We start from the raw sequence: 12,747 nt of genomic DNA on the forward strand, positions 1-12,747 counted from the left end.
CTGCCTATTACAACTGTTGCACCAGCGCTTTCAGTTGCCTGATAAGCGCGTTTTCCGAACCCGCAGCCTCAGGTTTGCCGGTGGACTGCCGGATAACCAGGGTGGTCGGCAACAGATCGTTAAACGCCTCTTGCGGCTGATTCGCCATGCTCAACAAATGGGTGACTGCACGTTTACCTATCAGATCAAAGTCCTGCCTCACCGTGGTCAGGGCCGGGTGGAAATACTGGCTGTCGGGGGTATCGTCATAGCCAATCACGGACACGTCCTGAGGTATGCGTTTGTTGAGTTGCCGCAACGCGCTGATGACCCCTAGCGCCATCTGATCGCTGGCGACCAACATTGCCGTGATATCCGGGTGCCTGCCGAATAATTCCATGGTTTTTACCCAGCCGCTGTTGGCGCTCCAGTCGCCGTACTCGGTATCCGTCTCCGCAATGCCCGCCTGATACAGGGTGTCGCGCCAACAGGCCAGGCGCAGCCGTGCCGAAATGGAGCTTTCCGGCCCGGCCAGCAAACCGAATTTCCGGTGCCCCAGTTCCAGAAGCAGGTTGACGCTGCTGGCGGTGCCGTCGCTGTGAAGAAAGCCAAGGTGGCAGACCTCTGCGGCGGGCGGCACGTCCAGAAACAGTTGCTGTATGTCCGGGTTATCCCGCGCCAAGGTTTCCGCATCCGCTTTTTCCAGCGGCAGGCTCATGACCACGCTGTTGATCTTCTGCGCCCGAAATTCATTCAGCGCCGATTGCAGGACGTTCAACTGCCCGGTTTTCAACATCGATATCGCCACCTGATACCCCACCAATTCCGCATGGTGCTTGAAGGATGAGGCGATTTGCGAAGGAGCGTGCAGCGCAAGGGAGGTGGTGATCAAGCCAAACGTCGGCAAGGTTTTGCCGGCCAGGATCTGTGCGGAGCGGTTAGGCACATAATTGAGCGTATTCATCGCGCCCAGCACGTTATTGCGCGTGCGCTCGGAGACGATATCCGGGTTGTTCAGCACCCGTGACACGGTTTGCTGGGAAACTCCCGCCTCTTTTGCCACGTCTTCCAACGTTGCCTGCCGTTTATTCATCAATTCAATCTCGCAATAAAGTACGGCGTTAAATAGTGCTACAGATGAGGAACATGCAGAGCGCCGACACGCCGTGAATCCGTCCATGGAGGCTTGTATCGCGCGTCCATGCGCTCTACGGTCGGCTCACCTGCATGCTCCCACCCGTCTCAAGTTTGGGTGTCGCGGTATTAAACGCAGTTATTTAGCCCGTAATGTGCCCTTCTGTCTGAAAATGTATTAAAAAAACATTTAATGTCATGCGCAATACATTATAGGAAAAAATCAACAAATAGCGTGATTGACCTCAAATATACCTGCCAAATTTATTGCTCGTCAGGGCGTATATCGTATTTACTCGTTTTAAAATGTATAGCGCTATACATCCCTCTGACAGCAGGTAAGGATTGTTATGAAGCAGCCTCTTTATTCGGTAAAGGATAACTCGCCGGACAGCGTTCTTCCTCAGGTTCTGGCCCGGCAGGACTGGCAGAACCCGGCCGTCACCCACCTAAACAGATTGCCCGCCCACCCGCAATTTCGCAGTTGGCGGGCACTTGAAGAGGCCAGGGACAACCGGCGCTCCGACCAGCGCGTTTCGCTGGATGGCGAATGGCAGTTTGTTTATCTGGCGCAGCCCGAAGCGGTAGATCCGCGCTGGTTGGTGGAGGATGGCCCGGACAGCCGGCCCGTCACCGTGCCTTCTAACTGGCAGATGGACGGCTATGATGCGCCGATTTACACCAACGTCCGCTACCCGATCTCGACCGAGCCGCCTTTTGTGCCGCAGGAGAACCCGACGGGGTGCTATTCGCGCGAGATTGACATCCCTGAAGCCTGGTTGAAGGCAGGCAAAACCCGAATCATCTTCAACGGGGTGAACTCGGCGTTCCACCTTTTTTGCAACGGGGTGTGGATTGGCTATTCGCAGGATAGCCGTTTACCGGCCGAGTTCGATTTAACCGACGCGCTGCATGCCGGCGGCAACCGTATCTGCGCGATGGTGATGCGCTGGAATTCGGGCACCTGGCTTGAGGATCAGGACATGTGGCGCATGAGCGGCATTTACCGCTCGGTGTCATTGCTGCACAAGCCGGACACCCACCTCACCGATTTTCAATTGTCCGCCGGGCTGGATACGGAGTACCGGCATGGCACCTTGCAGGCTTCGGTGCATGTTGCGGCGGGGAAAGCCCAGTTGGCGGGGCTGCAGGTGGCGTTATCCCTGTGGCGAGGCGACGAAAAAATCGCCGGCCAACGCAAGCCGCTGGGCACGGAGGCGATTGACGAGCGGGGGGCTTATGCCGATCGCGTGACCTTTGCGTTGCCGGTACAGGCGCCGGATTTATGGAGTGCCGAGTTACCCCATTGTTATCGTGCCGTCATTGCGCTTTATGGCGCCGATGGGGAGCTGATTGAGGCCGAGGCGGCGGACACCGGTTTCCGCCGCGTAGAGATAACGGACGGGCTGCTGAAAGTGAACGGCAAGCCGCTGCTGATCCGTGGCGTCAACCGGCATGAGCACCACCCGCAACGCGGCCAGGCGATCAACGAAGAGGACATGCTTCAGGATATTTTGCTGATGAAGCAGAACAACTTTAATGCCGTGCGCTGTTCGCATTACCCCAACAATCCCCGTTGGTACGAACTCTGTGACCGCTACGGCCTTTACGTGGTAGACGAGGCCAATATCGAAACTCACGGCATGGTGCCGATGGCGCGGCTGAGTGACGATCCGAACTGGTTCCCGGCTTACAGCGCCCGCGTGACCCGCATGGTGCAGTGTAACCGCAATCATCCTTCCATCATCATCTGGTCGTTGGGCAATGAGTCCGGGCACGGCAGTTTGCATGATGCGCTTTATCGCTGGATCAAAAGCAGCGATCCCACACGGCCGGTTCAGTACGAAGGCGGCGGGGCCAACAGTGCGGCAACGGATATCCTTTGCCCGATGTATGCCCGGGTGGATGAAGATCAACTCATCCCTGGGGTGCCAAAATGGTCGATAAAAAAATGGGTCGGCATGCCGGGCGAAAACCGCCCTCTGATACTGTGCGAATACGCCCACGCGATGGGCAACAGCCTGGGGGATTTTGATAAGTACTGGCGGGCGTTTCGTCAGTATCCGCGGCTGCAGGGCGGGTTTGTCTGGGACTGGGCCGATCAATCGCTGCTTAAAGACGATGGGAATGGCTCGATGGCATCGGCCTATGGCGGCGACTTCAACGACGCACCCAATGACCGGCAGTTCTGCCTGAACGGCCTGGTGTTTGCCGACCGCACGCCACACCCTTCGCTCCATGAAGCCAAACATGCGCAGCAGTTCTTCCAGTTTTCGTTGGTGAGCCAGGCGCCGCTCGAGGTGGCCGTCGGCAGTGAATACCTGTTCCGCCGTACCGACAATGAAAGGTTGCACTGGCGCATTGAACAGGATGGGCGCGAATGGCGGTCGGGCGAGGTGGCGTTGGACATCCCGCCACAGGGGAATGCCGTCGTCACCCTGGCGGAACGCCTCGATTTGCCGGCCAATGCCCGCAATGTCACGCTGATCCTTGAAGTTATCCAGCCGGAAGCCACCGCCTGGTCATCGGCCGGGCATCGCGTCGCATGGCAACAATTCCGCTTGCCGACGGCGCTGGCGTTGCCGGATGCGCCAACACCCGGCGTTCGCCCTGAACTGCAGACTCATGAAGAGGGTTATCGGGTGCTGCATGGCGAACAGCAATGGTTTATCGACCGTAACAGCGGTTTGTTAACGCAGTGGACGGTGGCGGGTGAAGACAAGCTGATGAGCCCGTTCACCGACCAGTTTGTTCGCGCGCCGCTGGATAACGACATTGGGGTCAGTGAAGTCGAACGAATCGACCCTAACGCCTGGGTGGAACGCTGGAAAAAAGCCGGACTTTATGCAATGCAGAGAACCTGCACCCAGTGCACGGCGGCGGCTTACGAAGACCGGGTGGAGATCCGCAGCACCTTCCATTACCGCTATGGCGATGAGGTGCTGATCGTCAGCCACTGGCAGATGATGATTGATGGCCACGGCGCGCTGAAGATCAACGTCGAAGGGGAGCGCGCTGGCCAATTGCCGCCGCTGGCGCGTATCGGCATGGTTTTCCAGGCCACACCGGCAGCGGAAGACGTCGAGTGGTTAGGGTTGGGCCCGCATGAGAACTACCCTGACCGCCAAACAAGTGCCTGTTTCTCACGCTGGCGCTTGCCGTTGAGCGAGATGGTCACCCCGTACATCTTCCCCACCGAGAATGGCTTGCGTTGCAACACCCAGGAGCTCAATTGGGGAGGCTGGCGTGTCGACGGATTATTCCATTTCTCCATCATGCCTTACGGCAGCAAACAGTTGATGGACGTTGACCATTGGCATCTGTTGCGCGCCGAACCCGGTATCTGGATCACCCTGGATGCGCAGCACATGGGCGTGGGGGGCGATGACTCCTGGACGCCGAGCGTGCATGAAGAGTGGTTGTTAAAGGAAACGCAGTGGCGTTATCAGGTCAGTATTAAGCATCAGTAAGCGTGGAGGGGGATATACCCGTCATACTTGAAGCTGCCTCTGTGTTGGCTGCGCTCACTTACCCGAATCACTTACTACAGTAAGCTCATCGGGATGCGCTCCCTTGCCGCCGTGATGCAACTCCAATTATTTTGGGTCTATTTCCCCCATTAAAAAATAATAATCCAGGTGACACTATGAAATTGACTCAGCTCTCGGCACAGGAACGGCATAACTTTATTTATTTTATGCTTTTCTTCTTTTTCTACTATTTCATCATGTCGGCGTATTTCCCTTTTTTCCCGATATGGCTTTCGGATGTCAATCACCTCACCAAAACTGAAACCGGGATGGTTTTTTCATTTATTGCCTTGTTTGCCATTATCTTCCAGGTGGCTTTCGGCTTAATTTCCGACAAGCTGGGCCTGCGCAAACATCTGCTGTGGGCGATTGTCATTCTTTTGATCTTATTCGCACCGTTCTTTATTTACGTGCTTGCGCCTTTGCTGCAATACAATATTTATGCCGGCGCGCTGGCGGGAGGCCTTTACCTGGGGTTTGTGTTCTCCGGCGGCGCGGGGGCTGTGGAGGCCTATATTGAACGCGTCAGCCGCACCAACCGTTTTGAATACGGCAAGGTTCGGGTTTCCGGCTGCGTGGGCTGGGCCATTTGCGCGTCGATAACCGGGCTGCTGTTCAGCATTAACCCCAACATTACCTTCTGGATCGCCTCCGGGTTCGGGGTGGTGCTGGCCGTCTTGTTGATTGTTTCGCGCCCGCAACCGAACCAGACGGCGCAGGTAATGGACAAGCTGGGGGCGAATCAGCGCGAGTTCTCGCTGGCCATGGCGCTGGAACTGTTAAAGATGCCGCGCTTCTGGGCCTTCCTGTTATACGTGATTGGCGTCGCCAGTATTTACGACGTGTTCGACCAGCAATTCGCCAACTTTTTCAAAGGCTTCTTTTCATCGCCACAAAGAGGCACCGAGATCTTCGGTTTCGTCACCACCGGCGGGGAGTTATTGAATGCCTGCATCATGTTCTGCGCCCCGTTTATCATTAACCGCATCGGCGCCAAAAATGCGCTGCTGGTGGCCGGCGCCATCATGTCGGTGAGGATTATCGGTTCGTCCTTCGCCAGCAGCGGCATTGAGGTGATTTTACTGAAAACGCTGCATATGTTTGAGCTGCCTTTCCTGCTGGTGGGCACCTTTAAATACATCTCTTCGGCGTTTGATCCGCGGGTGTCGGCAACCTTGTTCCTGATCGGTTTTAATTTGTCCAAACAGCTTTCGGGTGTGGTGCTTTCCGCCTGGGTGGGCAGAATGTATGACTCGGTGGGGTTCCATCAGGCCTATCTGATCCTTGGTTTGATCACCACCACCTTTACCGTCATTTCCTATTTCACGCTGACGGGGCGCGGCCTGCGTGCACCGGCGGAGGCTAACACCGCCACGCCGTAACGCATTGCTGCCAACATAGGGGAGCCAGGGAACGGCCCCGACAAAAAGCCCGCTCAGGTTTACCCGAGCGGGCTTTTTCTTCGGTCTGGCTAAAGAGGGCGGAACGGCTTAGAACTCCACGCTCGCCTGCACCATCAGATTACGGGTTTCCCCTTCGCGCACGCGCAGATTGCCGCCGCTGGAGGTGTAGTAGTGCTCATTAAACAGGTTGTTCAGGTTCAGCTTCAACTGCGTTTTCTCGCCAAACAGGCGGTTGTTCCAGGCGATGAAACTGTCGGCCACCACATAATTCGGCAGGGTGAAACTGTTTTCCGGATCGCCCGCCCGCGTGCCGACGTAGCGCGCGCCGCCACCGACGCGGAAGTCGCCCGGAATGCCGCTGATCACCAGATTATGGCTCAGGTAGAGCGCGCCTGAATGGCGTGGCGCATTCTGCAGACGGTTGCCGTTATTCGCGGCGTTCACGCCGTCGTCAATGATCTTGGCGTTGGTGTAGCTGTAATTGGCGCTCAGCTCCCAGTCCGGCAAGATCTCGCCATTCAGTTCGAATTCCGCACCGCGAGAACGCGCTTTATTGATAGCGCGCGTTGCGCCGTTGATGCTGAGCGACATGTCGCGCTCGTCAATATTGAACAAGGCCACGCTGGCGAACAGGCGCGGCGAAACCTGCCACTTGCTGCCCATCTCCCAGGTGGTGCCCTGTTCCGGCTTGCCGACGTCGCCGTCATCGTCCACGTTGGTGGACGGCGTAAAGGATTTGCTGACGCTGCCGTAAAGCGAGACATCCGGCGTCAGTTTATAAATCAGCCCAGCCTGCGGCAGGAACTTGTTGCCTTCGTCATCCAGCGTTTCCACCACCGGGTTGAAGCCTTTGGAGGCGCGCTGCTCGTAATGCTGATAGCGCCCGCCCAACACGGCGATCCAGTCCGGCGTCAGCGAGATGCTGTCTTTGGCGTACACCGAACGGCTGTGAATGCGGTTCAGGTTATTGCTGTTGGCGACGTTTTCCGTGCTGCTGTCCGTCACGGGCGACAGCATGTCATATTGCGGATCGTTGAGGTTAAAGCTGCTGTTGGCTTTGCCCTGGTATTGATGCGCGCGATAGGTCTGGTTCATCTCATAATCGGTACCCAGAACGATATCGTGCGTCATGCCAAAGATGTTCTGCGAGCCGAGCAGGTCCCAGGAGACGTATTTGGTTTTATGGTTGAAGCCGCGGTTGGCATCGGCGCGGCGCGTGACGGCGCCGGTGGTGGCGTTGACGCCGGTCACCCGGACTTCGTTGTTGTCGTAGCGGCGCTGGTTCCAACCCAGCGTCACGCGGGTGCTCCAGTCTTCGTTGAACTGCCAGCCATACTGGGCATTCAGCGTTTTGTTGTGGCCCCAGGCATGGTTAGCCTTGTCGTCCAACCGGTTTTTATAGCCGATATCGACCGGTTTGCCATCAATAAAGGCGGTGCCGCGATCGTAAGGAATGTCGTAGCGATATTCGGAATAGCTGATCAGGAAGCTGGCTTTTTCGCCGAACCATTGCAGCGACGGGGCGATCAGCGTGTGTTCGTCACTGCCGAAATTGCGCCAGTAATCCTGATTTTGCTTCTCGGCAATCAGCCGGAAGGCAAAACCGTTGCCGAGCGGGCCGGTGACGTCTACCGTGCCTGCACCGCCGCCTTCGCTGGCGTAGCGGCCGCTGACGCGGGTGTGCCAGTCGTATTGCGGTTTTTTGCTGACGACGTTGATCACGCCGCCCGGATTCTGGATGCCGTACAGCAGCGAAGCCGAGCCTTTCAGCACTTCAACGCGCTCGGTGGTGGCATCGAAATTCAGCCCCTGGCTGCTGCGCACGCCGTCGCGGTAAATGGAGCCGTCCGAGTTGGAACCAAAACCGCGGCGCACAAAGCCATCTTCGGTGCCCGCCAGCGTGTTGCCTTCGGTGACGCCGCTGACAAAACGCATCGCATCGGCCAGGCTTTCGGCCTGATAATCTTCTAACTGTTGTTGGGTGACTACGCTGACGGACTGCGCTTCATTCAGCCTGGAGGTTGGCGTTTTGCCGGCAACGGAGCTGGTGCTGGCGCTGTAACCCTGTTCGTCCGCCGCTTGCCCGGTAACGGTGAGGGTATTGTCGTTCCATGCCGCATAGCTGGCGCCTGAGGTGAAAAACGCGGCGCCATAGATTGCGGCAAGAATGGCCGGATGGCAGCTGCGTTTAAAATAAAACAATGTGTTGTTATTCATCTAATTAAACCCGGTGTTAATGATGTTGTTATTTTCTTTTTGCCAATAAAAACCCGGCTGCCTTTAAGTGAAACCGCCAGGGTAAGGGATGCGCTTGCTTCAATGTAATTGATAATCATTCAATCATAGGGCAATGTAGTAGTAAATATGAAAATTAAACCCGCCACTACAACGGCATGCAAAAGGATGACTCGTTTTAAGTGGGTGATTATTTTTATGTAGTGCTATGTATTTAAAGTTATTTTGTTGGGTTTTCGGTTGCGGATTGGCGACGGTGTTCCGTTGGCCGACCGCGATAGGATTATTTTCATAGCCCGACGGATACTACATTTAGCGTGAACGAGGCGGCCTTTGCAGGATGGCCTTGGTCAATAAATCGATGAAAAACAAGCGGATTGAGCAAACACTATGGCGGGAAATGAAATAAAAAAACGTGTCGATGTTTTTGGCGAACGTTACCGTGCGCGTGCGGCGGCCCTTTCACCACGATTACAGGCGGTGGTGCGCTACATCCATGAGCATCGCGAGACCGTAATGGAAGCGAGCGCCATGGAGATTGCCGCAGCGACGGGCACCTCGGATGCCACCGTGGTGCGGGCGGTGCAGGCATTAGGCTTTGCCGGTTTGCGCGACATGAAAAGCACGCTGGAAGCCTGGTTCGGCACCGCGGTCAACTCCGAAGAAAAGATGAACGCAACCGTGAGCGATCTGGCCTGCGACATCAATTCCGGCATCGATTTCGTGTTGGGCGGGCATAAACGCGCCTGCGACGTGTTATCTGAACCGCAAAACCGCCAGGCCATTTCGCAAGCGGTGAGCTTGCTGATAGAGGCACGCCAGGTGGCGCTATTCGGCATTAATGCCTCCGGGATTTTGGCCGACTACAGCGCCCGGCTGTTTAATCGCATCGGCATTCCTGCGGTATCGCTGAATCGCTCCGGTATTGCCCTCGCCGAACAGCTGATCAGCCTCCAGCGTGGCGACGTGTTGATTATGATGGCGCAGAAATCGGCGCACAGGGAAGGGAGGACGACCATTCGCGAAGCGAAGCGCCTCGGCATCCCGATTATTTTGCTGACCAACGCCAGCGACTCATTTTTTGCCGGGGAAGCGCATGTCGTGATCAACGTTCCCCGTGGCGGCGAGAATGGCCGCTTACCGCTGCATGGCACCGTATTGGTGTGCCTGGAAATGCTGATTCTTTCCGTCGCCTCGGCTACCTCTGCACGCACGATGAAAACCATGAAACGTATTCAGGATTTAAATCGCGGGCTTAAAGGGGCGGGGCGGAAGTAGGGGGGGGAGTTGACTCTTGAGAGGGCTTCTTTGTTTGGGCAACAATATCGCAATATAAAGTAAATTCGAGTTTTATCTTTAAAACCGTGCGTTGAGGTGTTATACGCATGAAGTTATTGGTCTGTCGCCAGTAAAATAACGTGTTCTGGGTTGGTTTTATAAGGCAAAACTGATGGTTTTAACATGTTTTTTAATTATGCTAATGTCGGTTAATCTGTGACTTGTTTTATGTGAGCACGACAGTCTTCGTGTTCAAGTATTTTTTGCAATTAATTTTTTATTTTTATTAACAGAATTGTGGCTTGATTTATAATAAATTAATTTTTACATAGATGTAAATGATTAACTGGGAGAGGTTTTAACTTCCCAGTTAAATACTAAAATCCGCTAGCTTTATTTTTTTACTGTGAAATTATAAACCTCTTTTAAAATGCTAATTTTTTTATCTTCAGTTATATCTGGATCAAGAGAGGAGTCAATCTCATTTATTTTTGTGATCCACAAGTTAAACTCTGAATCATCAAATGCACTAGCGCATTTTTGTGAAGTAGTCTCAATGAAATTTAACAAATCGAGAGTTAAGTTTTTTACTTCTTCAGAAGGTGATATTTTTGAACCGTCATCAAAAATATCTTTCGTGTAATCTGTTGTAATAGGTGCTTGTTTTAAATGCCTTCCCAAGTAATATAGTGCAGTTCTAATATCAGTTGTTGAGTAATTATTTAATAAACTTGTTAGGTTTTTCATTTTCATCCAATCCTTATAATGTCAAAAACTGATTCTGGTAAATCTGATAGAATATACTCATATGATAATGGGTTAGCACGTTCTTTTATTGCGACTTTTTTATAATATGGTATAGCTTCAACCCTGGAAATTACACAGAGCAGAGGTCTAAATAGATTTATGTCTGATAATTTTGATATTTCCACAATATCATCATGCTGCTCTTTATTTATCAAACCTAACCTTAAATTGATGGACGCTCCTTGCCTAATACCCATCCTGTTTAGCTGTATTTTTGAACTGTGAATATCACTAGTATCAACATCTTTTTTTAAACTGTTGTAAATTTCAAGTGGCGATGAACTTGGAGGGACTGTGAAATGAGGCGATTCAATATTAACACCGAAATAAGGAGTGCACCATAAGTAATGCTTTCCTCCGTAATATCTTTTATTTACATTATATGCCAGATAGGTCATTGTTGAATATAAGACGGGGCGTGTAATTTCTTCAAGAGACATTCCTGCTAATCCTCAAGTTAATGATAATTTTCTAGTTGTATATTCTACTTGTAAATAATTATATTTTAAATTGGAGTCAGTGAAATCGTGAGTGATCATAACATTTATTTCTCATGTGTAAAATTGAAATTTAGCTAAAAACAACTAGTTTCCGCGTATTCCATACTGCAAGTAGAGTATGCGATATCATCTATTCTTGTAAATCGCATGTGTCTTATTTAAGTGTTCTGTTAAAATGTATCATTCGTTTTTGGATGATTGTCTACAGGTTGATTACAAATTCAGTATCAGTTTTTATGGAATAAGATATTTGAGACTATCTGGAGGTCCTGATTCGCCAATGAATATGATTTTGACAACATGTGACCTCATTAATGCATACATATTGATTAATTTATAAGGAGCACCTTCTGTTACTGAGTTTACTCAAATAATCGTGTGTCTATTATTGTGCGTATATGTTCACTTTTCATATTTAGGTCGCAACAACAAAAAATATCATCGCAAAAATTAATGCAAGAGCTCCGTGAAATATTATCTTTGATTTGCTTTCATTATGTGGGGTTAATAACGACTCTTTAGATAAATTATTCCATTCGGTAATGATTTTACTAGATTGGATTTCAATGTTATTGTCATCAATAAGTCCAGCATTCATCTTTAATTGAAGTACTTCTATAGTCCGTGCTAGATTCGCGTATTGAGCACCAGAAGAACGATGAATTTCAGCTCTTTCTCCATATCTTGCTTGCGTAACCACTCCAGAGGTAACAGCTGAAATGCAACCCATTAGCACGACTATATGCTGTTTAGTTACACCCCAAAAAATAACCACTGCAGTGTTAAGCCCAAAAAACGAAAACACTGTGACAAAAACCGTGGAGTATATAAGCATGTATCCAAGAATCTGCGAGCGTTCAAATAGAGTCTCGGCTCTTTTGTAGTGACCATCACGAGCATCTTTACAACGCTTTGACCAAGAATTAAGTACGCAGATGAGTTCAGGTACTGTGAAGTCATCGTTAAGGTTAGTATCTTTCATCGTTGTCGAAATTGTTAGATTTATTTAATGGCATTCTATTATGTTTTCTGTTTTTTTTAAATAAAAATATTGACTATTATCATGACGAGAAATGCTTAAAATTCCAAAAGCTGACTTAGTTGAGGTGGTAGCGTAAATACTCCGCTAAGCCAAGCTATTCAATTTTAGATGTTTCCGTCATACTGATTATTTACCGTGAGGAAATAGCCATGCATAACTCCCGATTCGCAGAGCACTAGCGTATCACCGCTCTTAAATCTGTCGAAGTTGGCCGTACTGTCAAATACGTATGCTGCCAGGTCGAGATCTCTGTAGCCGCGTATTACAACTGGCAAGCAAAGTATGGTGGTATTGAATCCAAAAGATAGTGGATCTTTAGGATGAAAACCGTCGTTTCAAACTGATGTTTGCCGATCTCAGTCTAGAGTACGAGCACTGGAAGCGTTCAAACAGAACTGGCCATCGATTTTATGCATAATACACTGGTTTGTGCCAGACGTTATAGAATAGTGGAAAACTGCGGATATTCGCTGAGGTTGTGGATGGATAATGGTCAGCGAATATCATTTCCAGAATTGACTGAATAACATTGCGTAAGGCTGGAATTTATTAAGCCGGGTAAGCCGACGTAGAATACGTTCAAGGGATAGGAAAGGGCCATTATGGCCCTTTTAGTTTATACTCTACACGCGAGAGTATCTAAAATGCCCTTTGATATGCTTGGCAAGATACCCACCAATAGAGTCTGAATTTATCAAATCCGAATGAATATTTTGAGGGATATCAAAGTATTGATATACAGAACCATTATTAAACTCAATTTCTAAAGTTGAATCATTAGCATCGTAACCAATGCTTCGGATATTGCTTGACATAACTTGTTGTCGATCCATAGTTTC

The 12,747-nt window shown here is 51.0% G+C and carries 9 protein-coding genes and 1 pseudogene; 4 read left to right on the forward strand and 6 right to left on the reverse strand.

Going from position 1 to position 12,747, the window contains the following annotated elements; translation table 11 throughout:
* Positions 1 to 7 precede the first annotated feature (7 nt).
* On the reverse strand, positions 8 to 1,072 hold the full coding sequence (locus ACUTSW_RS14400; RefSeq protein WP_062867940.1) for a LacI family DNA-binding transcriptional regulator: 1,065 nt from the start codon (positions 1,070 to 1,072) through the stop codon (positions 8 to 10).
* A 391-nt stretch (positions 1,073 to 1,463) separates the two neighbouring features.
* Between ACUTSW_RS14400 and ACUTSW_RS14405 the strand changes: the two genes are divergently transcribed.
* Positions 1,464 to 4,583: a beta-galactosidase gene (locus tag ACUTSW_RS14405; RefSeq protein ID WP_445584712.1), complete on the forward strand. Its 3,120-nt coding sequence runs from the start codon at positions 1,464 to 1,466 to the stop codon at positions 4,581 to 4,583.
* Positions 4,584 to 4,759: 176 nt separating this feature from the next.
* On the forward strand, positions 4,760 to 6,025 hold the full coding sequence (locus ACUTSW_RS14410; protein WP_445584713.1) for an oligosaccharide MFS transporter: 1,266 nt from the start codon (positions 4,760 to 4,762) through the stop codon (positions 6,023 to 6,025).
* Between the two features lie 108 nt (positions 6,026 to 6,133).
* On the opposite strand, the gene ACUTSW_RS14415 is transcribed toward ACUTSW_RS14410, so the two are convergent.
* Complete coding sequence (locus tag ACUTSW_RS14415) at positions 6,134 to 8,263, reverse strand: TonB-dependent siderophore receptor (RefSeq protein WP_445584714.1); 2,130 nt, start codon at positions 8,261 to 8,263, stop codon at positions 6,134 to 6,136.
* A gap of 408 nt (positions 8,264 to 8,671) precedes the next feature.
* Between ACUTSW_RS14415 and ACUTSW_RS14420 the strand changes: the two genes are divergently transcribed.
* Complete coding sequence (locus ACUTSW_RS14420) at positions 8,672 to 9,559, forward strand: MurR/RpiR family transcriptional regulator (RefSeq protein ID WP_445584715.1); 888 nt, start codon at positions 8,672 to 8,674, stop codon at positions 9,557 to 9,559.
* 393 nt (positions 9,560 to 9,952) lie between these two features.
* Here ACUTSW_RS14420 and ACUTSW_RS14425 read toward each other — a convergent pair whose 3' ends face one another.
* From ACUTSW_RS14425 to ACUTSW_RS14435, 3 genes are all read right to left on the reverse strand, one after another.
* Positions 9,953 to 10,306 (reverse strand): hypothetical protein, encoded by a 354-nt coding sequence (locus ACUTSW_RS14425; protein ID WP_445584716.1) that lies wholly within the window; start codon positions 10,304 to 10,306, stop codon positions 9,953 to 9,955.
* Positions 10,307 to 10,308: 2 nt separating this feature from the next.
* A complete protein-coding gene (locus ACUTSW_RS14430) occupies positions 10,309 to 10,806 on the reverse strand; it encodes a hypothetical protein (RefSeq protein ID WP_445584717.1) in 498 nt (165 codons plus the stop codon).
* A 475-nt stretch (positions 10,807 to 11,281) separates the two neighbouring features.
* Positions 11,282 to 11,848 carry an SLATT domain-containing protein gene (locus tag ACUTSW_RS14435; RefSeq protein ID WP_445584718.1) on the reverse strand — a complete coding sequence of 189 codons (567 nt, stop codon included), beginning with the start codon at positions 11,846 to 11,848 and terminating at the stop codon, positions 11,282 to 11,284.
* Between the two features lie 242 nt (positions 11,849 to 12,090).
* Between ACUTSW_RS14435 and ACUTSW_RS14440 the strand changes: the two are divergent.
* Positions 12,091 to 12,224, forward strand: a pseudogene (locus ACUTSW_RS14440) (transposase); the annotation flags it as partial.
* A 307-nt stretch (positions 12,225 to 12,531) separates the two neighbouring features.
* On the opposite strand, the gene ACUTSW_RS14445 reads toward ACUTSW_RS14440, so the two are convergent.
* Positions 12,532 to 12,741: a KTSC domain-containing protein gene (locus ACUTSW_RS14445; protein ID WP_445584719.1), complete on the reverse strand. Its 210-nt coding sequence runs from the start codon at positions 12,739 to 12,741 to the stop codon at positions 12,532 to 12,534.
* Positions 12,742 to 12,747 lie beyond the last annotated feature (6 nt).

The organism is Serratia sp. TSA_198.1 (genome assembly GCF_052686505.1).